Source organism: Paenibacillus canaveralius, assembly GCF_047238265.1.
Lineage (GTDB): Bacteria > Bacillota > Bacilli > Paenibacillales > NBRC-103111 > Paenibacillus_F.
This window is the reverse complement of the sequence record NZ_JBDFMM010000001.1, coordinates 3,598,369-3,619,468: the sequence shown is the minus strand read 5'-3', so window position 1 is coordinate 3,619,468 and position 21,100 is coordinate 3,598,369. Positions and strand designations below refer to the sequence as shown.

The following is a 21,100-nucleotide window of genomic DNA, read 5'->3' as shown; positions in this document are numbered from 1 at the left end:
CCGGCTCTTTCTTCTTTTGTCCGGGGACCAGGCATGGTATAATCAGATTTATGAGTCCAGCATGGAATATTCAGGAGGAATGGCGAAATGACGGTGAAAACCGCTAAATCCGATAAGGATTTTTCGATCTATTTTCAACCTCCTTCTTATAAGGATGCGAAACAGCGCGGCAAGGAAAACATTGAAGTGCTGTATGATTTCAACATCCCGGAAGAGATGAAGGAGTTTGGCAAAGGCAAGCGGTACATGATTCGCACGTACGGCTGTCAAATGAACGAACATGATACGGAAACGATGAAAGGCATGCTCGAAGAGCTGGGGTATACCTCAACGGAAGAGAAACAGGAAGCCGATGTGATTCTTCTCAATACCTGCGCGATCCGTGAGAATGCGGAAGACAAGGTATTCGGCGAGCTGGGACACCTGAAGAGCCTCAAGACGGAAAAGCCGAATCTGGTGCTCGGAGTCTGCGGCTGCATGTCTCAAGAGGAAGGCGTCGTTAAGCGGATCTTACAAAAACACGGGCATGTCGATCTCATTTTCGGCACCCACAACATTCACCGGCTTCCGGCCCTTCTGCAGGATGCTTACTTGAGCAAGGAAATGGTCGTGGAAGTGTGGTCCAAAGAAGGCGACATCATCGAGAACCTGCCCAAGAAGCGGGAAGGCATGCGCGCCTGGGTGAACATTATGTACGGCTGCGACAAGTTCTGCACCTACTGTATCGTGCCGTATACCCGCGGCAAGGAGCGGAGCCGTCGTCCGGAGGACGTCTTGGCGGAGGTGCGCGATCTGGCCCGTCAAGGGTTTAAGGAAATCACGCTGCTGGGGCAGAACGTTAACGCATACGGCAAAGATTTCGAGGATATCTCGTATTCCTTCGGAGATCTGATGGCGGATATCCGTAAAATCGACGTGCCGAGAATCCGGTTTACCACTTCGCACCCGCGTGATTTTGACGATCATCTGGTCGAAGTGCTTTCACACAAAGGAAATTTGATGGAGCATATCCATCTGCCGGTCCAATCGGGAAGCACGGAAGTGCTGAAAAAAATGAGCCGCAAATACAGCCGTGAGCTGTACCTGGATCTTGTGCGCAAAATCAAAACGGCTATCCCCGATGTGGTGCTCAGCACGGATATTATCGTCGGTTTCCCGGGAGAGACGGATGAGCAGTTTGAAGAGACATTGTCCCTCGTGAAGGAAGTCCGGTTCGATTTCGCCTACTCGTTCATTTATTCCCCGCGTGAAGGGACGCCGGCGGCCGCAATGGAAGACAACGTTCCCGAGGACGTGAAGAAAGAGCGTCTGTACCGGCTCAATGAGGTACTTGGAGCTTTCAGTAAAGAAAGCAACGAGAAGCTTCGCGGTGAAGTGGTCGAAGTTCTTGTTGAGGGAGAGAGCCGGAAGAATTCGGAGGTCCTCTCCGGACGGACCCGCACGAATAAGCTCGTTCTTTTCAGAGGATCGAAGAGCCTGATCGGATCTTTCGCCCACGTACGCGTGACGGAACCGCAAACCTGGCTCGTAAAAGGCGAGCTGGTCGCGGAGCCTCTGCAAATGTTAAGCTAAGAACGCCATAATGAAGAAGCGGAGTGTGCAGGATGGAGCATTACACGAATACCGAAATGATCGTAAGAGAAGATATTTTGGCCAAAACGAAGGAGCTGGCGGAGCTTCTCACCACCTCATCCGAGGTACAGTTTTTTCAGCAAGCCGAAAAACAGATCAACCAGAACGAGCACATTCAATCCCTGATCCAGGCTATGAAGAAGAAGCAGAAAGAAATCGTCGCTTTTGAAAAATTCGACAACGAAATTATGGTCAAAAAGATCGAGAAGGAAATCGAGGATCTGCAGGATGAACTCGACAATATTCCGATCGTCAGCGAATTTCAGCAGTCCCAAGCGGACATCAACTATCTGCTTCAGCTCGTTATGGGTGTAATCCGGGATACCATTGCGGATAAAATCACAGTGGAGTCCGGTTCGGCGCAACCGCCTTCCAGTCTGCAGCGAATAAAGAGTGCCTGTCACAGAAAGGCCGTTCCCGGCGGGGACGGCTTTTTTGGCTTTCATTTAATTGACTGTAAGTTGACAAAAAACAAACAATAATTTAAATTGTTTATATACATACAAACGGAAGAATGAAGGTGTTTGATTTGAAGGATGTTTCAGAACTTTTTTGGAGTGCGGCGACGGATGAGATCAAACGGGGCTATATTTATTCGGATCAGGAAGACGCATATGTGTGTCTGGTTTGCGGAAAAACGTTCATAAAAGGGATCATTTACCGCGAAGACGAGACGTTTTACGAAGCCGAAAAGTTCGCTTCCCGGCATATAACCGCCGAGCACGGGTCCATGTTCCACTACCTGCTCAATTTGAACAAGAAACTGACGGGATTGACCGACCTGCAGAAGCAGCTGCTCAGATATTTTCACGACGGATTGTCCGACAAGGAGATTGTGGGGGAACTGGGCGGCGGGAGCACCTCTACGATCCGTAATCACCGGTTTACGATGAGAGAGCGGGAGAAGCAGGCCAAAGTGTACCTGGCGCTTATGGGGCTTCTGGACCAGCGGCCCCATACCGGTAAAGGGCCTTCTTTTATTGCCGTTCCGAAAAGCGCCACAGTGCTTGATGAAAGATTCGCCATTACCGAGCAGGAGAACGAGCAGTATCTGAAGCTGTATTTTCCGGACGGGACAGACGGACCTCTCCAGAAATTTCCGAAAAAAGAGAAGCGGAAAATCGCTATTCTCCGGCAGCTGGTAACCAGATTCGAAGCGGACCGGAAGTACACGGAAAAAGAAGTGAACGAGGTGCTGAAAGAAGCGTGGCACGATTACGTGACCCTGCGCAGATATTTGATCGAATACGGTTTTATGAAACGTCAAGACGATGGAAGCGCGTATTGGGTAACCACTTAAGACAATCGGGAAGCCCGGTATTGGGTCAAATTCACTAAAAAAGGTTAATATCCGTATAGCAGCAGCTAGAGACAAAGGAGGATATAACCATGCCCCATGATATGACCCACGAAGGCGTAAACGAAGAAATTCAACGCTGTATCGAAGAATGTATAAATTGTATTAAAACCTGTAATTATTGTTTTGATGCCTGTCTGAAGGAAGACCATGCTTCCCAGATGGCCCAGTGCATCAGGCTGACCCGTGAATGCGCGGACATCTGTACCTATGCCGCTTCGGCCATGACCCGTCAAAGCCCGTTCATTGTGGAAATCTGTAATCTTTGCGCCACGGTATGCGAAATTTGTGCCAAAGAATGTGCGGAGCATGAACATGAGCACTGCCAAGAATGCGCCAAAGTATGCCGCTCCTGTGCGGAAGCTTGCCGCAGAATGGCTGCTTAATGCATGTTAATAAACATAAAAAAGAATCCTGCTAGAGGATTCTTTTTTTATTTTCAAAAGCACGAAAAAAAAGTAAAACCAGTTGTAAAAACCATAAAGTTAATCTAATAATTGGGTGACCGGAAAGCGGAGGTTCAGGTTATAATTAGGTGAAGAGTCCTGCGTAAGTGCAACCTTCCCTACCGCATTACGTCTATGACTGAAAGCCTGTTTCATTCCGCTCTGATTTGGGTAAATGTTGCTGATGTGCATGTAATCCTAGTATAGACCTAATTTTTGTTGCCTGAGGAGTTATCGTTTATGAAGGAAACTATTATTGTGGGCCTGCCGGCCTACAACGAACAGGATGCCTTGCCTAAACTGCTTCCGAAGATGGAACAATTGTCGGCGCAGCTTGGGGAGGCTTTTCGTGTGGTTGTGGTTAACGACGGAAGCTCGGACGGAACGGCCGGGGTCCTGGAGGAAGCCTGCCGAACCTACGCGTGGCTTCAAGTTATCGACCATGAGCGCAACCGCGGACTCGGGGAAGCCATGAACACCCTGGTCCGATATGTTACAAGCGAGTACCAGTCGGGCGATGTGCTTGTGACCCTGGATGCGGACAACACGCATAATCCGAATCTGATTCCGGCGCTCGTCGCAAAGCTGAAGGAGAACAAGCTGGATCTGGTGGTGGCGTCCCGTTTTGCCAGAGGGGGCCAGGAGCTGGGTTTATCGCTTATCCGGAGAATGTACAGCCGCGGGGCGATGGTATTTTTTAAATTGTTTTTTCCGATCGAAGGAGTTCATGATTATTCAAGCGGATTTCGCGCCTACCGGATCGGGTATCTTAACCAGGCTATGAACCTTTACAAACAAAGACTGATCACGACCAGCGGTTTCGACTGTATGGCCGAAATGATGGCCCGGTTCAGCAAAATCGGCATTAAAGCGGGGGAGTACCCGCTCGTGCTGGAATATCACTTAAAAGTCGGCCGCAGCAAAATGAACGTTAAGCGGACGATAGCGGGCTATTTCCGCCTGCTGATGAAAGTCAAACCTCCCGTGCAGGGGACGCAAAAGAAAGTGAAGGGGACCGTATGAGCGCACTTTGGGTCATTTTATTATCGGTCGGGATGGGAGCGGTCGGCCAAGTTCTTCTTAAAGCGGGGGCGAACCGTCTGGGGGAACTTTCGCTGGCTCCGGCTACTTTGATTCCGGATCTGTTCCGGATGGTCAAAACTCCCGAAATCCTGATCGGACTTATTTTGTTCGGAACGAGTTTTCTGCTTTGGGTCAAGGTGCTCACCAAAGTAGAGCTCAGCTACGCCTACCCGATGATGAGCCTTAGCTACGTGATTGTGTTCGTGATGTCGTTCCTATGGTTCCAGGAGGCGTTTACGATGCAGAAGCTGGTCGGTATGGCCGTGATCATCATCGGAATCATTATCATTAATAAATAAGGAGAAGCGCATGGAACAGAAGACGCGCATTCCTGCGTGGCTCATAACCGCCCTCTTGTTTATTGCGATTGCTGCGCTGAGAATTCCATACATAACCAATTCACCGTATGAAATCGATTCATGGAGACAGTCGGACACGGAATCGATCGCCCGGCACTTCGTGGAAACGAAATTTAATGTGTTCTATCCGCAGTTCAATTATCAGGGGCCGCTTCCCAATTATGTGGAGCTGGAGTTTCAGATCACCCCGTTTCTGATTGCGATTTTGTACAAAATGTTCGGCTATCACTACTGGCTGGCCAGGCTCGTGCCTCTCGCATTTTTTATGGGCTCGGCGTGGTTTCTGTACTTGATTTCCCGCACGTTCTACTCGAAGCGGACGGCCTGGATCGCGGTTTTGCTTTACGGGATCCTACCGGTCACGGTGACCTATTCCCGGGCGATTATGCCGGAAGCGGCTTCGCTGTTTTTCTACCTCGGCGCCTTCTATGCGTTCACGGTGTGGATACGCAGAGGGGGCACGGCCTTTGTGCTTACCGCGGCGCTGTTTACGGCGCTGGCGATATCGCTCAAGGTGCCGACGGTATTCGTCGGCATTCCGATGATTTTTATGGCGGCGGCGAAGTATAAGTGGAAAATGGCCGTAAACTGGCGTTTGTGGCTGTTCGCCGCGGTTGCTCTGGGCCTCCCCGTGCTGTATTACGCCTGGGCTTCGTCCATAGCGGAATTCCAGTTCGTATCGGGGATCGCGTCCAAGCACATTTTCCCGAAAATGGCGACGGCGGTGTTCACGCCCGAGACCTGGGAGTTTTTCCTGCGGGAACTGCCGAAAGCCTTCACCTGGCCACTGCTGGCGTTGGCGGCCGCAGGGCTGCTTGCCGGCTTCAGGCAGAAGGACATCCCCGTACGCATATGGGGATGGGCGATGCTCCTGGAGCTGGCGACGATCGTGGCGGTGATCAAATTCGACTATTATTTGATTTTCTTCGCCCCGGTGGCGGCTTTGCTTGCCGCCAAAACGATCGGCCGGCTGGCGGAACTCCTGCGTTACGGCTGGATTCCGGCGGCGGCCGCCGTTGCCGGAATCGGATGGGCCTGCGTTCTTATGATAAATCCCGACTACGGGAAGGAGAAAACCGTCATTCTGGAGCAGGCCCGGGCGGTCGAGCGGCTGACGAAGCCGGATGATCTCATCGTCGTCGGCACCGACGATCCCTCGCTCCTGAACGCCAGCCACCGGGTAGGCTGGAGGGTGTTAAATTCCATCCCGGACGACCTCGTCAAAGAGCTGGAGTATTTCCGGGCGGGAGGAGCCGCTTATTTTGTTCCGCTCAAGGGTCAGATCGATGGAGATAAGGCAGGGGAGACTGCGGCGTTATCTTGACGCGAAGTTTGAGAAAATTCCCGTAGCGGGCGGCTATGACATTTACCGGCTGAAATGAAAAAGAAAGCAGGACCTGCATGCAGGTCCTGCTTTCTTTGGGTTTGCCGTTTGTCGCGGCTCTTATGTACTTCCTCCGCTCCGGCGGCTGCTACTTGACTACAAGCACCGGAATTTGCGCGTGCTGGACGACATAGTGGCTGACGCTTCCGAGCACCCACTCGCGTACGCCGCTCAGACCGCGGCTGCCGATGACAATTACATCCCGTCCGGTACGCTCGGCGTGTTCGAGAATGGCGCGGCCCGGGTTGCCGCTGAGCAGATAAACTTCGGCGGGCTGGGAAAGCGAAACTAAACGCTGCTTCGCTTCGTCTTTAATTTGTTCCGCCAATTCGTAATATTCTCCGGACATGCCGGCAGGCGTGGAAATGAGGGCTTCACCGACCACAAGGTTCGGCATATTCGCCACATGAACGACTTCCAGCTTGGCGGACGGGTTGCTTTGAGCAAGTCCGACGGCTTTTTCCAGCGCTTTCTTCGATACTTCAGAACCGTCATACGCGCATAAAATATTCAAGAATTGCATGATCGTCACCTCTTTGGCATAATGAATTAGGGAAGCTGTCGAATTTTTAACTTATTTGTAACTCTTTACTCCCCATTTCTAACTATAATTATACCGTCTAACGAACTATAATGATATCGTCTGCTCCTACACTCCTGTCTATACATTCCGAAGGAATCGTATACCATACTCAAGAATTGAGGTTTTAATGATGTCTGACCCTATTAATCCGAACTCAACCCCCGTTTCCGGTACTAATTCGCGTAAATCCAAACTTAAAAAGAAAACCAAATGGCCCTTGTGGAAAAAAATAGCCGTAACCGGCGGGATTATCGTTCTGCTTATCGTCATAGGAATCGGATCATACGCCGGCTATCTCATCAGCAAAGCCGATGAGGTCATCAAAAATGTCGGTACGACCGAAGTCGTGGCTCCGAAAGATTCCGCGAAAGTCAAACCGCTCAGCATTTTGCTGATGGGAGTCGATTCCCGGGAAGAAACCGGTTCGCTGAACAGCGACGTGATGATGGCGATTTCGTTGAATCCCGAGACGAAGTCCGCTACGATCGTATCTCTGCCGCGCGATCTTGAAATGAAACTGAAGAAGAACGGCGAATCTCATAAGGCTAACTATTTTTACCCGCATTTTACGTTAACTGAACCGGAAACCGCGATGAAAAAGACGAAGGAGTTTTTCGGCAACTTTTTCGAGGTTCCTTTTGACTACATGGTGACCATTGATTTCGAAGGCTTTAAACAGGTTGTCGATGAGCTTGGCGGAGTAACGGTCGATGTCGACCAGGATATGTATTATGTGGACAACTGGGACGGCACGAAAATTGATCTCCAAAAAGGCGTCCAGAAGCTGGACGGCAAAAAAACGCTCGACTTCGTCCGTTACCGCAAATCGAACCCGGGCTCGAAATTCGAAACCGCGGAATCGACCGATACGGCGCGCAACGCGAGACAACAGCAGGTATTGAACGAAATTCTCAAAAACATGAAAAGCCTGGGCGGGGTGTCGAAAGCTTCCGGCATTTTGGAAGCAGTCGGCAACAACCTCAAAACGGATATCCCTTCCAGCCAGATTTACGATATGATTTCCCAATATATTACGATTGATACCCAGAATATCGAACTCATCCATATGGAAGGTGACTGGATCAGCCCTTACATTGTCGTAAAAGATGAAGAGATCCAGGAAGCCAAAAACGCTTTGAAGCGTCGTTTGGATCCGAACTGGGTGCCGAGCAGCAGCCCGAACTCCACGAATTCGTCTAAAGGGTCGGACAATAGAGGCAATGGCAATACTGATTCGGACGGCAAACTTACTCCGACGCGCACGACGAAGCCGTCGGGTAGCCCGACTCATACGCCTAAAGCGACAATCAAGCCGACGCCGACACCGACGCCTAAATCGTCCGTAAGGCCGAGCCCGACTCCGGAGGACGATGATGTTGTGCCGGGGCTGACACCGGATCCGAGCCGCAAACCGGGCGGCAGCGTCACTCCTGTTCCGACAGGAAAGCCTACGCCGACTCCGAAAAATTCGGAGACGCCTAAACCGACGCCGACTCCGCAAAACCAGGACGCGATTCAAAAGGCTGGATAACATTTTACATTCAATCCCTGTACTTCTCGAAATGAGAGGTGCGGGGATTTCTTTTTTTCTGAGAAGTGGATTGTGAACTTTTTCCCCTGTACTTGTGTAGGAAAAGATAGTTGCGGGTAATATCAACAGGAGACAATCTAAAAAAGGATGAGGTGTTCGTGATGAGCAAACATATTCAAGCCTATTTCCGCACCGAAAACGAAGCGGAGGATGTGCGTATCCGGCTCCAAACTTATTCTGTCGAGCAGCTTGAAGTCGGGGAGACTCAGGGAAGCGTTTCGCGGACCGGGCTGATTGCGCCTCCGGCTTTTGCGGGCGGAACCTCCGGTGCCGTCGGTGTACCCGGTGGTACGATCGGCACCTCTCCGAGTCCGGGCGGCTTCATACCGGTCCGGGCGGCGGCGGAGGATCGGCACGATCCCGGCCGAACCATCCGGGGCGAGGACGACGGGCCACTGGCCGATCTCATCTTTGGAGACGGCGACGATGATGCCGAAAATTTGCGCTATGTGCTGACAGCCAAGGTGCGGGATTCCGACTATACGGAAATTGTCGAAATTATCCGCAGCAACAAGGGATACGTTGAATCGATAGATTAAGACCAGATAAACGAAAAGGAGTGGAGCAACCATGAGTAAAATCGCATTTTTACTGGCACCCCAATTCGAGGATTCCGAAATGCAGGAACCGTATGAAGCGTTGAAGGCCGACGGACACGAAGTCGTCATTATCGGATTAAAGCAGGGAGAACTGCTTACCGGGAAAAACAAAAAGGCCGAATATACGGCCGATCAAGGTATCAGAGAAGTCAAACCCGATGAATATGATGCCGTCGTAATTCCCGGAGGCTCTTCACCGGAAGGGCTGCGTCTGGATGCCGACATTCAATCGTTCGTAAAAAAGATCGACGAGGCTGGAAAGCCTGTCGCCGCTATCTGCCACGGGCCGCAGATTCTGATCAGCGCCGGGCTGATCAAAGGCCGGAAGCTGACGTCTTATCCGCCGCTTCAGGACGATGTGCGCAATGCCGGAGGGGAGTTCGCGGATCAGGAAGTCGTGATCGACGGCAACCTGATTACGTCGCGCACACCGAAGGATGAGCCCGCCTTCATCGCCGCCATCAAAAAGGCGCTCTAAAGAGATTTCTTCATAAGGCAAGAACGTCTGCGGCGCAAGCTTGCAGGCGTTCTTGTTTTTCCTATATGATGGGGGTATCTCATCCGAAGGAGAAGGTATCTACTTATGCTGTTCGTCCGTCAAGAAAGCTTCAAGGAATACATACGCCGGTATCCGGTTACGAGTCTTCTCGTCCTTATTCATGTCGTGCTTTTTGTGCTGATGGAGGTAAGCGGCTCGTCGACAAGCACGAGAACGCTCATCGAGTACGGAGCCTTATTTTCCGCCCCGGGTTTCGCTCCCGAATGGTGGCGTTTCTTCACCGCTATGTTCCTGCATATCGGCTTGTCCCATCTGCTGTTTAACAGCTTCGCTCTCGTCATTTTCGCACCGCCGCTGGAACGCCTGCTGGGCAGTGTTCGCTACGCGGTCTTTTACCTGGCCAGCGGGGCGCTGGGCAGCGCGTTCTCCTATTGGCTGCATACGGACGCTTATGTCGCGGCAGGGGCTTCCGGCGCCATCTACGGAATTTATGCGGCCTATCTTTATCTGGCCTTGTTCCGCAGGCAGCTGCTGGACCAGCAATCGAGACAGACGGTCATCATCATTCTCGTGAGCGGTCTGCTGTTCTCCGTCATCGTGCCGAATGTGGATCTATACACGCATCTGGGCGGATTTCTGGCCGGTTTTATCCTGTTTGCCTTGTTTGTGGAATTTATCAAGCGGAGCGGCAGAAGGTAAGGCGGATGGCCGGATGTAAGCGAAGAAGATAAAGTGATCGCCTGTAAAGGGACGTTAGGAAGGGAACCGTCATTCATTTCGTGACCTTCCGCTTTCCGCAAAACCGAAAGAAGACTCCTGAAGTTCCATAGGAACCGGACAGGAGTCTTCTTTATATGCTTGTAAAAGCTTAAGATTTCAGAACATCGTGGTCCACGTAACGCTCGCCGTTCAGCTCGCTGACGATGTTGATGGCCGCCTTGGCGCCGTCGCCCGCCGTAACGATCGTATGTACGCTCATGCCGGCAATCGTGCCCGCCGCCCAAATCCCTTCTACGCTCGTTTTGTTGTTCGCGTCCGTCTGCACGATCGTTTTGATCCGCGGTTCCGTACCCGGGATTGTCGTGACTCCGATCTTGTCGGCAAGATCGGCCAGGACACCGGTTGCGAGCAGGACGTGTCTGGTTTCGTAGCTGCCCTGATCCGAAGTGACGAGAAAGCCGTCATCCTGCTTGTCTACGGACTCCACTTTGCCTTCGGCCATTTCCGCACCGAATTTGGCCGCTTGTTTTTTGCCCAGCTCCACCATGTCGGGACCGCTGATTTCGGCGACTCCGTAATGGTTCTCGATCCAGGCGCGCTTCGTCATGCTCTGCCCGCTGTCGATTAGAAGTGTCTTTTTGCCCGCTCTGGCGGCAATCAGTCCGGCACTGGCACCGGCGGGACCCGCTCCGATAATAACAAGATCGTACATGCTCTTCTCTCCTTCGTATGGCAAAATAAAGACTCTTATCCAGTATAGCGGATCGGCAGAGTGAAGAAAAGCAGCGCTTACATACCGGGCCGTCACGGGTCCGGGTTAAGGCGGAGCCGTGAAATGTGGGTTTTTGTCTCCTTGCATGCTATGATAGAAAGAGGAATCCACCCAGATTAAACAGTGAAAAACCTTAAAAGAACAGGTGATCAAATGAACAATCGAATCCAACAAATCAGCGAGCATATGGAACGAAGCAACCTTGATGCCGTAATCATTACGGTACCCCGGCACGTGTATTATTTGACGGGATTCGCTTCCGACCCGCACGAACGTTTCCTGGGTCTCATTCTTCCGAAAGGGGAGGAGCCGTTTCTGCTTGTACCGGCTCTCGATGCGGAAGCGGCCGCCCAGGCGTCTTCTGTCCAGCGGATCCATACGCACAGCGATACGGATTCCGCATACGAAGTTCTTCGCGGATTGCTTCCGGCTTCGCTCGGCAGCATCGGCATTGAGACCGAGCACTGGACCGTCAGCCGTTATGAAGAGCTGAAGAGCTATATCGGCGTAAGCCAGGTTTCTTCGGTCGACGGGCTGCTGCGTGACATGCGGGTCATCAAATCCGAAAGTGAAATCGTCCTGATGAAGGAGGCCGTCGCGCTTGTGGAAGAAGTTCTGAAGCGCGGACTGGAGAAGGTCGCCGTCGGCGTGACGGAAATCGACCTTGTCGCGGAGCTGGAATTTCAGATGAAAAAGCTCGGAGCCCAGTCTCCTTCGTTTTCGACGATGGTTTTGACCGGTCCGGCTTCGGCACTGCCGCATGGCGTTCCCGGTTCGCGTAAAATCAGCCGCGGGGATCTGCTTTTGTTCGATCTCGGTGTGTATCTGAACGGCTATGCGTCCGATATTACGAGGACCTTCGCAGTGGGTCAAGTGTCGGAGGAACACCGTCGCATCTATCATGCGGTTCTCGCCGGCAACGAAGCCGCCATCGGAGCCGTCCGGCCTGACGTGACTTGCGCGTCCATAGACGCTGCTGCAAGAAACCGGATTGAAGCGGACGGCTACGGCCCGTACTTCAACCACCGGCTCGGTCACGGCCTCGGTCTCGACGTTCACGAATATCCGTCCTTGCACGGCAAAAACGAGGCGGTGCTGAAAGCCGGCATGACGTTCACCATCGAACCCGGTGTTTATGTGCCGGGTGTGGGCGGAGTCCGTATCGAAGACGACGTTCTCGTTACATCCGGAGGAGTCGAGGTGCTGACTTCCTTCCCTAAAGAGCTGACGGTTCTCGGCGGCTGATCTGCAGCGGCGAAAGCCTGCCCCATGTATTCCTGACGGAATAACGGGGCGGGCTTTTTTGCGTTGGATTAATTCTAGACGCATACGGTTAAACATACATAATGAACAAAAGGAGAGGATGTGACAGTCATGCACGCTTTGCGTAAAATAATGAATATTGCCGGCCTCCTCTTGGTCCTTATCGTAAATACGTTGTCCCAAGTACTGCCTATCAACGGGATGACGACCGGCGAGATATCGGACCGGCACCATACTTACGTTACACCGGCCGGGTATGTTTTCACGATATGGAGCGTCATTTATCTGGGGCTGATCGGCTTCGTCATTTACCAGGCCCGCAAGGATACCGGGAACCGTCCGGCGGTAGAGCGGATCAGCTACTGGTTCGTCGTCAGCTGTCTGCTCAATTCAGCCTGGATCTTCTTGTGGCACTATGAACAAATCGGCTGGAGCACACTTGTCATGGCCGCTCTTCTGCTGACGCTTATCGCGATCTATCAGAGAATCCGCTACGGCCGTGAATCGCGGGCCATCGGGGAGTACAGCTTCGTTCAAGTGCCTTTCAGCCTGTACTTGGGCTGGATCTGTGTGGCGTCCATCGTGAACGTTACCGTATGGCTGCAGGATCTGGGATGGAACGGCTGGGGCATCGATCCCCGGATGTGGGCCGTCATTCTGCTGACAGCCGCAGGTGTACTCGCTGTCGCATTCAGTTACGCGAAGAAAGATGTGCCGTTCGCACTCGTTTTTGTCTGGGCCTTTATCGGCATCGGTGTCGAACAGCAGGCGGACGCATGGATACGCAATGCGGCATGGTCGCTGGCTGCCATTGTCGGAGCGACGACTTTATGGCTGCTGGTCCAAGTAATCCGGGATCGCAAAAGATGGGACCAGCCTTATATCAGCCGGTAGCCGCTAGCCTATTCGGTAGTCGGTAGTCGGTAATGAAGACCTTTAGTCCTAAACCGGAAGCTTCTCTTGAAGAAGAGGGCTTCTTTTTTTGTGCAGATGTCGAAATAAAAAGAAAAAGGAGGAAATATCCAAATTATTGTAATATACAAGAAGAATATTCCATATAGACCAAAATGGTGCTACAATACGGGTAATCGGATTGGCAAACAGGGGAGAAAATAACAGGAGGTGATTAGCGGCTCAGCTTAACCTGCTCGGATGTTCTCCGTTTTTGTATGTCTGGAGCCAGTTTACACCTGAAGGAGGAAGATGACGGTGAAAAGATCACTTCGCTCAAGCGGGCTGCTCCGCAGAACGCTGTTTGCTGTCCTGCTCCTGTCTGTTGCCGCGTCAGGCTGCATCTCGTTTTACGGGACTGCCGGAGCGGTTTCCGGTTTGCATGAGGCTGCGTCAGCCGCCTATTTGCAGCACCCCGGGCCTTACAGGGGCATCGCGGTGCCGCCCGACAGCCCGAAATCCGGCGCCGCCGATGGGGATCCTTTTCGTCCGGCGGACGGGCCCAAGGTCCCTTTTCATCCGCAGTCGACTCTTGACGTGTCGGTAAATGAATCCGTTTACGGATCGCACGTCAGACTGCCCGACGGAACTTTGCATCCGGTTGCCGGCATGGATCAGGAGCGTAAAGAAGACGCTCTGACCGTGTTTACGAGCACATACGGAATGTATACGACTCCTTTCGATGACAGGACGATCGAGCTGATCGTGACGGAAGGCATCATCGTTGATAAAATTACAGACGGCAAAAAAGGAACTTACTTACCTAAAAACGGCTACGTACTGTCGGGCACGGCCAGCACAAAGGCACTTCTGCAGCAGTTGAATGTGGGAGACAGTCTTACTGCCGTGAACCTCACAATTCCCGTTCTGCCTGCGAAGTATGTGCGGGTCGCGGATTTGATTATTCCTCTGGATCGGGTTAACGGTCCGCGGAATCAGGGGGAAGCGGTACTGTTCGATTCGGATTACGGAGCCTCCACCCGCACGAACCCGTGGGGAATCGAAGTGACGATCGAAAACGGCCGGGTTACGGCAGTTAAAGGACTTCTTATCGATTCCGGCAGAAAATTCATCGACAATGATTCGCCGATTCCCAAGGGGGGATACGTCCTATCCGTGCAATCGGCAAGTCCTTACTATGCCGATCTGCTGGCTTTGGCGGCTCCGGGGCTGGCCGTATCCATGGAGTTGAATAACTATCCCATGTATTTTGCGTCCAAAATGACTTATGACGCATTTAATCCCAGGACGAGGGAAGACAACCCGCCGGGATGGGACGATACGAACAACAAGCCGTATCCCGGACATCGCGGAGCGGAGCAGCTCATCGTTTACGACAGCAGTTACGGTCCTGCTACCGGCACCAATCCGTGGGGGGGTGAAGCGGCCGTGAATGCGGACGGCAAAATCATCGCGAACGGAGGCAACAACCGGCCGATTCCCGCAGGGGGATTCGTTCTTTCCGGACACGGCTCCAAAATGGCCTGGCTTTCGCGATATGCGGCCATTGGGGCGACTGTGAAAATCAACCGGGCGGAGAAGCAGGTGCTGCTTATTTTTACCCCGCAATCTTATCTGGACAGGGCGCGGATTACCGCCGGGAATGCGGAGCAGGCAATAGAGGAATCCAAACGCAAATTTATGGATGTTCCCTACGATGAAATCCGCAAAGAAATCCGGCAGGTGAAGCAGTTGGAAATACAGGCGGGCAGGCATCTGGAGGAAAAAGGCGTCGAAGGGTTGACGGAACTGCTCGCCGAGCTGGATGCGAAAGCCACGCGTGTTCATTACATGAACATAGAGTCCAGAACGGTTGAAAACCGGGGAATCTGGATCCGGCCCAAAGAGAAGACTCTGGAGGAAGTTAAACGGGCGCTGGATAAGATTAAAGCGGCTCACCTTAACTCCGTTTACTTGGAGACGTTCTGGAACGGGTATACCATCTATCCCACCAAGAACAAAATTACGGCCCATAATCCCATGTACGGCGGGTTTGATGTACTGCAGGCTTATTTGGATGAAGGAAAAAAGCGGGGCCTCGAGATCCATGCCTGGGTCGAAAACTTCTTCGTGGGAGGACCCGAGCCCGGACCGATCGTGGAGCGCAAGCCCGAATGGTCGCTGCTCAGCCGGAAAGGCCAAAATTATCAGGAAGATGCGGCAAGCGGATTCCGTTATTATTTTATCAATCCCGCTCTGGACGAAACGCATGACTTCCTGCTGGACGTCTATAAGGAGCTGCTCGGCAAATATGACGTCGACGGTCTGCACCTCGATTACGCGAGGTATCCGGGTTCGGGAGATTTTACGAACGATTTCGGTTATGACACCTATACCCGGAGCCTGTTTCAGAAGAAATACGGGACCGACCCCGTCCTGCTGCACCCGGGAGATGCACTTTGGGCTCAGTGGGTGGATATGCGCGTCGGTTTTGTCGACAAGTTTGTGTTCCGCCTGGCCCGGGAAGTGAAGAAGTGGAAGCCCCAGGTAAAGCTGACCGCCGCGGTGTGGCCCGAATATGAGATTGCCCGCGGAGACGTGCTGCAGGATTCGATGAACTGGGTGAAGCATAACCTGATCGACAACGTGTTCCCGATGTCCTACAAGCTGGACACCACGCTCGTTGTGGAAGATGCCCGCAAAACGTTCGAGATCGCACGGGATAAATCGTATGTGACGATCGGCGTCGGGTCCTTTATCGATTTGACCAGAGACGCGTTCACCGATCAGATCGCAGCAAGTCATCGGCTCGGAATCAGCGGCAGCGCCGTTTTCGAGTATGAATCGTTTTTCGATCAGGGGTATGACAAAAACACGGTGCTGGGCGTGTACCGGAATGAAGCGGTCGTTCCCGACAGAGATCCCGCCCGTTCTCTTGCCTCCGTTATCGCGGGACAAAAGCGGAAAGTAAAAGAACTTTACCTCCCTTATAAAGGGATCGATGCCCGCAAAGCCGGCCGTTATACCGATGAGCTGGAAGCAATCGTCAAAAAGCTGGGCGGAGAGAAAAATCCACGGCTCAATCCGGGACGTCTGAAGCAGGTAAGAAAATCACTGGCGTCCCTGGTTAACGATATCTCGTCCGACAGCCGTTTGAATGCCGAGGTCAAAGAACGGGTGCTGTACGATTTGAAGGGAGCGCTCAAGATTGCCGAGATTACGTCTGCCAAATCCGGAAAAGGCGCTAAGTATGCCGCAGAGTCGGATGATGCCGGTGAAAACGGCGGCACGCAGGCGGATGAGGATGTTTTGTTTTCCGCGGAGGCCGGTTTGAATGGAGAGTCGGGTATGTCCGGTGAGACAGAGGAGTAGGGTGTGTACATGCAGAAAACCGAACAACGACCGGTAGGAAACCAGAAGGTAGAACAGAAGGTAGAACAGAACGTAAGACAGAAGGTAGAACAGAAGGTAGAACAGAACGTAAGACAGAAGGTAGAACAGACCGTAAGTGGTTTCAAAAAGGCTGCAAAAATAGCTTTTCAATCCTTTAGAGGAAGAGAAGAGGTGCAGAACTATGAAATGTACGTTTGCGGTATTGTCCGATATTCATGTGGTCGCCTGGGACCCGGAGTCCCACCGCCGTCTGGAAGTCTGCCTGAAAGATTACGCATCGATGAAGCATCCGCCCGATTTCATCGTCATTAACGGGGATCTAACCGAGGGGTTTTCCGAGGATTATACGGTATTAAAACGTATTTTATCCGAACATGCCCGCGTTCCCGTTTATGTGACGAACGGAAATCACGAATATTACCGGATGTGGTACAAGGACGGGAGTTTCAGCACGGATACCTTCCCGAACGGCTGGTCGACGGCGGAAGCGATGGCCCGGTTTCTCGGCTTTCTGGAAAAGCCGCTGCCCTATTACGACCTGCGCCTGAAAGGGCTGCGCTTCGTATTTATGAGCGCCGAGCGCTACAGGGACACCGATCCGGCTATCCGGGAGGATGCCTGGATCAGCGACGGCCAGTTCGCCTGGCTGGAGCGGATTCTGCGGGAGGAATCCCGCCCCCGTCATGCCGAAGCGCAGGGCAGAGCCGAAACGGCCTCCGCGGCCGAGGCGGCACCGGCACCGGCACCGGCAGCCCTTGAAGCCGCCGCACCCGAAAGCGGCAGTACGGGCCAGGCCGGCTCCCCCGGAGAGGAAGAGACCGGGCTGCAGCCGGCGGATTCCTCGCCGGAGGAAGAAGGCTACCGTCCGCATGGCCGGGAGCGGCCGGTGTTCGTCTTCCTGCATCAGCCGCTTCCTCATACCGTGGCGGGAAGTTATGACCCCGGCGAGAAAGGCGTCGTGCAGGATGTGCGGCTGAGAGAGCTGCTGCGCCGGCATCCGAACGTGTGCTTCTTCTCGGGGCACACCCATTACACGCTGGCCAGTCAGGGGATTTATTTCGAAGACGGCTGCTCTCATATGGGAACCTCCTCTGTCCGCAGGCCGATCGGAGACGGCATTGACCCGGCTCCCGTTGAAAGCGAAAGCGTCCTCGTCGAGGTGGCGCCGCATTCGGTAACGATCCGGGGGCGCAGGCACAACACGGGGGAGTGGCTGCCTTCGGCCGTATTCGTAAAACGGTATTGAAAAACCGCGGAGCCGGAAGGGGAATCCTGGAAATAACCCGCCGCAGATAAACGGGGAAAAGCCGCCTTTAGCAGAAGATTCTGCATAAAGGCGGCTTTTCGATTGGAGACCGGGTATTGCGGGGATGAAAACTTAAAGCGGGGTGATGGTCGGCCATGCCAGCTCTACGCCGTTCCAGGATAAAATGTTCTGCAAGCCTTCCAGTTTCGTCTTGTCCGCATGCACTTCACGGGGCTGGTAGCCGTTCTGTACACAGTAGCCGGCGAGGAAGCCCGCGGCTTCGCCGATATTCCATTCCACGGGATGCAGACGGTAGCAGCCGTTCGTGATGTGGGTCGTGCCGAGGTTCTTACACGCCGGCAGGAGGTTGTTGACCCGCACGGGAATGAGGCTGCCGAGCGGAATCTGGAACGGAAGGGAGGACACGTCCAGATAGTTGCGTCCCGTCATGCTCGGATGAAGATCGATCCGGTAAGCGCCGATTCCGACGGAATCCGGGAACACTTCGGCGCCTTTGTCGCCGCGGATCGCCGTGCTGACGTGCTGCTCCTTGACGGTGAATTCCGCCTTGATCCGGCGGGATTCACGGATATACGGCGCCTGGGCCATTCCGTCCTCGGTCCCGACGACATCCGGTCTCAGGCGCAGACCGGGATAACCGGCCTTGCCGTCCGGACGGGGGGCTTCGGTCTGGAGCCAGTAGAGCAGAGAATAGCTGAGCTGCTTGGCCTGTTCGAGATTTTTCTTCGCTTCCGCTTCGGGAACGTCATAAATATTGCCGAGCCAGTAATCGTTCTGCGGCCAGTTCACGAGAGAAATATCGCTCGGGAACGTACCCGGCATGAAATTCGCCTTATCGATTACACGGCGGTAATTGAAGAGCGGATATTTCTCGGTGCCCGGAAACAGGGTATCTTCGGCAGGCTCAAGCGTTACGGGGTTAGGCGAAATCCAGCTGAGCTGCTTGTCCGGCCAGAAGTCCGCCTTATAATTGCGCCAGAAATTGTAATCTTTCGGCTTGTCGATGACATGGTTCTCGCCTTCGAAATAGTCCATGGCAAAACAGACCGTAAATGCCTGGATATCTTTCGGATCGGCCACTTCCGGCGCGCTTGGCTCTCCGGTGTCTTTACGGGATTCGGCACCTGTCACATACTCGACCTTGGCGAGCGGAAGAACATCTCCGCACTCGGTCGCGTCGAGGAAATAAGGCGCGGTCAACGTGTGTTTATGACCGAGATCCAAGTGTTTTACTTTGACGGCCCTGATTTTGTCCCCGTCCGTTTCGGCCGCCGTAATGCGGTGGCGGGTTAGAATAATCAGCTTGCCGCTGTTGACGTAAGGCGCAAGCATCTGCTCCAAGACCGCCAGCATGGCTCTCGGTTCCGCACACAAGCGGCTTACTCCGCCGTTTCCCGGATTGAGGTTAACGATGCTGCGAGCTTCGGCCGTAAGCGGGAAATAATCGCGGTAGTAGGAGCGCACCCCGTTGCGGAACTGGCGAAAGCTGCGGGTGCAGCCGAACTGCTCGATCCACTTGTGCTCGTCCGGCGGTACCGCCTGGCTGGTTAATTGTCCGCCGATCCAATGGTTTTCTTCCGTCATGATCACTTTCATTCCCATTTTGGCGGAAGCAAGAGCGGCTGCACAACCGCCGACACCCCCACCGATAATGACGACATCTGCTTTCAATTCACGGTTCATAGTCAAATCCCTCCACAGTCTATTTATTTTCCTGATATTGGAATCTATTTCATTTTAGCAAACATACGTTCTTATTTTAATACGACGAAAGTCTCATTTTGGTTCGGATGACAGGCCGGAAAAAAGAAGAAATTTCGTTTTCTTGGAGCCTGTTTACGTTTTTTTAAAACTTTTTTCAAAAAAAATTTAAAGAGCTTTTAAAGATAAAAAGTCCCTCCCGGTATCTATGCAGGATAAAGAAGCGGTATACCTGAACAACCATCCATCTGAGGGCGGTTTTCAAAATCAGCCTTTATAAGTAATCTTATTTAGGACTTAGTACCTATATTTTTGTTGATATTTTTATCTGAACTTGCTAAATTATAGTAAATATAAGTTAAAATAAAGTTGTACTCTCCATCCAGAAATCGACGGTTCTCAGCAAGAAAAACCCTTTGTACGACAGGAAACTACAGAAATAAACCGTGTGGACACATAGGCAAACTTTGAAAAATATGGAGATGCACTAGGCAAATCGCCTAGTTTCAAGTACTATTCATGTAGAGACTAGAAAAGAAAACCGTGAACTGATTGTCTGACCGCGCAGAATGACGAAAAGGAGTCCCATCTATGAGCAAAATCGCCGATTTGAACAATTCGCTGCTGCTCCTCAACAGTATTTATTCCTCACTGACCAAATCCGAGCAGAAAGTGGCCGACACCGTATTAAAGGATCCTGAAGCTACCGTTTTCTATACGATTACGGACTTGGCGGAAAAAGCGGAAGTAGGCGAAACTTCCGTCATCCGTTTGTGCCGCAAGCTTGGCTACAAGGGATATCAGGAATTTAAACTTTCGCTCGTCCAGGTGCTGGCTACGCCAAGCGAGCAGGTGCACGGCAAGATTGAGGAAAGCGACGATCTCGACCAGATCATGAAGAAAATGACCTCCCAAAACTCGCAGGCGGTGCAGAACTCGACATCTTTACTCAACGTCCAGGAGCTGCAGCAAGCGATTGACGCTATTCTGGCGGCACGAAAAATTTTGTTTTTCGGAGTAGGGTCTTCGGGCATTACCGCCCAGGATGCCAAATACCGGTTCATGAGGCTCGGATTTAATGTGGACGCCGGTTGCGACGGCCATATTATTGCCATGAACGCGTCTTTGGTAGAGAAAGGCGATGTAGTCGTCGGTATCTCTTCGACGGGCAGCACCAAGGATCTTGTCGACGCTGTCCGCCTGGCGAAGCAGAAAGGCGCTTACATCATCTGCCTGACCAACCATGCCCGCTCGCCGATTGCGAACCAGAGCGATGTCGTCCTTCTCGCTACGGCGAAGGAAACCCCTCTGCAGGGCGGAGCCTTCTCTTCCAAGCTGGCGCAAATTCATCTGCTGGATATTTTGTCAACGGCCGTTGCCATGCAAATGAAAGATCAGACTTACCGGGCTTTGGAGCACACGGCGAAATCTGTTCTGGATAAACTGTACTAATCGCTACTCCTGCGCGCAGCCGGGGCCTTCGGGTCCCGGCTTTTTGCTGCCCGCGTGACGGCAGCGGTTTTTGGCGGGCCGTCCGGTCTCTGCAAAGCTTCCTGAACG

The 21,100-nt window shown here is 52.7% G+C and carries 18 protein-coding genes and 1 pseudogene; 16 read left to right on the top strand and 3 right to left on the bottom strand.

Going from position 1 to position 21,100, the window contains the following annotated elements; genetic code table 11:
• Positions 1–87: 87 nt before the first annotated feature.
• The 7 genes and pseudogenes from miaB to ABC395_RS16180 all read left to right on the top strand — a co-directional run bounded on the left by miaB (position 88) and on the right by ABC395_RS16180 (position 6,201).
• Positions 88–1,572 (top strand): tRNA (N6-isopentenyl adenosine(37)-C2)-methylthiotransferase MiaB, encoded by a 1,485-nt coding sequence (miaB, locus tag ABC395_RS16210; RefSeq protein ID WP_413004682.1) that lies wholly within the window; start codon positions 88–90, stop codon positions 1,570–1,572.
• A gap of 32 nt (positions 1,573–1,604) precedes the next feature.
• Positions 1,605–2,009 (top strand): annotated as a pseudogene (locus ABC395_RS16205) (YlbF/YmcA family competence regulator); the annotation flags it as partial.
• A 152-nt stretch (positions 2,010–2,161) separates the two neighbouring features.
• Positions 2,162–2,932 (top strand): DUF2087 domain-containing protein, encoded by a 771-nt coding sequence (locus tag ABC395_RS16200; protein WP_413004680.1) that lies wholly within the window; start codon positions 2,162–2,164, stop codon positions 2,930–2,932.
• An 89-nt stretch (positions 2,933–3,021) separates the two neighbouring features.
• Complete coding sequence (locus ABC395_RS16195) at positions 3,022–3,375, top strand: four-helix bundle copper-binding protein (protein WP_103993881.1); 354 nt, start codon at positions 3,022–3,024, stop codon at positions 3,373–3,375.
• A 300-nt stretch (positions 3,376–3,675) separates the two neighbouring features.
• Entirely contained in the window at positions 3,676–4,458 is a 783-nt protein-coding gene (locus ABC395_RS16190) for a glycosyltransferase family 2 protein (protein ID WP_413004678.1), read from the top strand.
• A complete protein-coding gene (locus ABC395_RS16185; protein WP_413004676.1) occupies positions 4,455–4,817 on the top strand; it encodes an EamA family transporter in 363 nt (120 codons plus the stop codon). Before ABC395_RS16190 ends, ABC395_RS16185 begins: the two co-directional genes overlap by 4 nt.
• 10 nt (positions 4,818–4,827) lie before the next feature.
• Positions 4,828–6,201 carry an ArnT family glycosyltransferase gene (locus ABC395_RS16180; RefSeq protein WP_413004674.1) on the top strand — a complete coding sequence of 458 codons (1,374 nt, stop codon included), beginning with the start codon at positions 4,828–4,830 and terminating at the stop codon, positions 6,199–6,201.
• 148 nt (positions 6,202–6,349) lie between these two features.
• Here ABC395_RS16180 and ABC395_RS16175 read toward each other — a convergent pair whose 3' ends face one another.
• Entirely contained in the window at positions 6,350–6,784 is a 435-nt protein-coding gene (locus ABC395_RS16175) for a universal stress protein (RefSeq protein ID WP_413004672.1), read from the bottom strand.
• A gap of 277 nt (positions 6,785–7,061) precedes the next feature.
• On the opposite strand from ABC395_RS16175, the gene ABC395_RS16170 reads away from it, so the two are divergent.
• From ABC395_RS16170 to ABC395_RS16155, 4 genes are all read left to right on the top strand, one after another.
• Complete coding sequence (locus ABC395_RS16170; protein WP_413004670.1) at positions 7,062–8,375, top strand: LCP family protein; 1,314 nt, start codon at positions 7,062–7,064, stop codon at positions 8,373–8,375.
• A 161-nt stretch (positions 8,376–8,536) separates the two neighbouring features.
• Entirely contained in the window at positions 8,537–8,974 is a 438-nt protein-coding gene (locus ABC395_RS16165; RefSeq protein WP_413004669.1) for a hypothetical protein, read from the top strand.
• Positions 8,975–9,005: 31 nt separating this feature from the next.
• Positions 9,006–9,512, top strand: a complete 507-nt coding sequence (locus ABC395_RS16160) for a type 1 glutamine amidotransferase domain-containing protein (RefSeq protein WP_413004667.1) — start codon at positions 9,006–9,008, stop codon at positions 9,510–9,512.
• A gap of 105 nt (positions 9,513–9,617) precedes the next feature.
• Complete coding sequence (locus ABC395_RS16155) at positions 9,618–10,232, top strand: rhomboid family intramembrane serine protease (RefSeq protein WP_217557416.1); 615 nt, start codon at positions 9,618–9,620, stop codon at positions 10,230–10,232.
• A gap of 169 nt (positions 10,233–10,401) precedes the next feature.
• On the opposite strand, the gene ABC395_RS16150 is transcribed toward ABC395_RS16155, so the two are convergent.
• The gene (locus ABC395_RS16150) at positions 10,402–10,965 is read right to left on the bottom strand and encodes an NAD(P)/FAD-dependent oxidoreductase (protein WP_413004665.1); all 564 of its coding nucleotides are present in this window, start codon (positions 10,963–10,965) and stop codon (positions 10,402–10,404) included.
• A gap of 213 nt (positions 10,966–11,178) precedes the next feature.
• Between ABC395_RS16150 and ABC395_RS16145 the strand changes: the two genes are divergently transcribed.
• The 4 genes from ABC395_RS16145 to ABC395_RS16130 all read left to right on the top strand — a co-directional run bounded on the left by ABC395_RS16145 (position 11,179) and on the right by ABC395_RS16130 (position 17,818).
• Positions 11,179–12,270 carry a M24 family metallopeptidase gene (locus ABC395_RS16145; RefSeq protein WP_413004662.1) on the top strand — a complete coding sequence of 364 codons (1,092 nt, stop codon included), beginning with the start codon at positions 11,179–11,181 and terminating at the stop codon, positions 12,268–12,270.
• A gap of 129 nt (positions 12,271–12,399) precedes the next feature.
• Positions 12,400–13,182: a TspO/MBR family protein gene (locus ABC395_RS16140; protein ID WP_413004660.1), complete on the top strand. Its 783-nt coding sequence runs from the start codon at positions 12,400–12,402 to the stop codon at positions 13,180–13,182.
• 309 nt (positions 13,183–13,491) lie between these two features.
• Positions 13,492–16,551, top strand: a complete 3,060-nt coding sequence (locus ABC395_RS16135; RefSeq protein WP_413004658.1) for a glycoside hydrolase family 10-like protein — start codon at positions 13,492–13,494, stop codon at positions 16,549–16,551.
• Between the two features lie 202 nt (positions 16,552–16,753).
• Positions 16,754–17,818 (top strand): metallophosphoesterase family protein, encoded by a 1,065-nt coding sequence (locus tag ABC395_RS16130; RefSeq protein ID WP_413004656.1) that lies wholly within the window; start codon positions 16,754–16,756, stop codon positions 17,816–17,818.
• Between the two features lie 132 nt (positions 17,819–17,950).
• Here ABC395_RS16130 and ABC395_RS16125 read toward each other — a convergent pair whose 3' ends face one another.
• Positions 17,951–19,522, bottom strand: a complete 1,572-nt coding sequence (locus ABC395_RS16125) for an FAD-dependent oxidoreductase (RefSeq protein ID WP_413004654.1) — start codon at positions 19,520–19,522, stop codon at positions 17,951–17,953.
• A 609-nt stretch (positions 19,523–20,131) separates the two neighbouring features.
• Here ABC395_RS16125 and ABC395_RS16120 point away from each other — a divergent pair.
• The gene (locus tag ABC395_RS16120; RefSeq protein WP_413004653.1) at positions 20,132–20,992 is read left to right on the top strand and encodes a MurR/RpiR family transcriptional regulator; all 861 of its coding nucleotides are present in this window, start codon (positions 20,132–20,134) and stop codon (positions 20,990–20,992) included.
• Positions 20,993–21,100 lie beyond the last annotated feature (108 nt).